Source organism: Shewanella sp. CAL98-MNA-CIBAN-0140 (assembly GCF_040309905.1).
GTDB classification, from domain to species: domain Bacteria; phylum Pseudomonadota; class Gammaproteobacteria; order Enterobacterales; family Shewanellaceae; genus Shewanella; species Shewanella psychromarinicola.
Genome location: NZ_JBEOPI010000130.1, coordinates 1 through 286, shown reverse-complemented (window position 1 = coordinate 286; position 286 = coordinate 1). Strand labels below are relative to the sequence as shown.

At 49.3% G+C, this 286-nt stretch carries 1 tRNA gene and 1 rRNA gene; both read right to left on the bottom strand.

Annotated features, from left to right (window positions below):
• Window positions 1-73 (bottom strand): 5S ribosomal RNA (rrf, locus tag AAEY93_RS20455); the annotation flags it as partial.
• Window positions 74-109: 36 nt separating this feature from the next.
• Window positions 110-185: transfer RNA gene (locus tag AAEY93_RS20450), tRNA-Thr, on the bottom strand.
• Between the last annotated feature and the right edge of the window lie 101 nt (window positions 186-286).

The window sequence follows — 286 nt, the reverse complement described above, 5'->3', positions numbered from 1 at the left end:
CATCGGCGCGATTGCGTTTCACTTCTGAGTTCGGAATGGGATCAGGTGGTGCCACAATGCTATGGTTTCCAGACAAACTGTTTTCTAGGACATTACACTAGATTATTCTTGGTGCTGATACCCAGAATCGAACTGGGGACCTCATCCTTACCAAGGATGCGCTCTACCAACTGAGCCATATCAGCAAAACTAGCTACTACGTCGAGCTTATTAGGCGCCTGGAAATGACCTACTCTCGCATGGGGAGACCCCAAACTACCATCGGCGCGATTGCGTTTCACTTCTG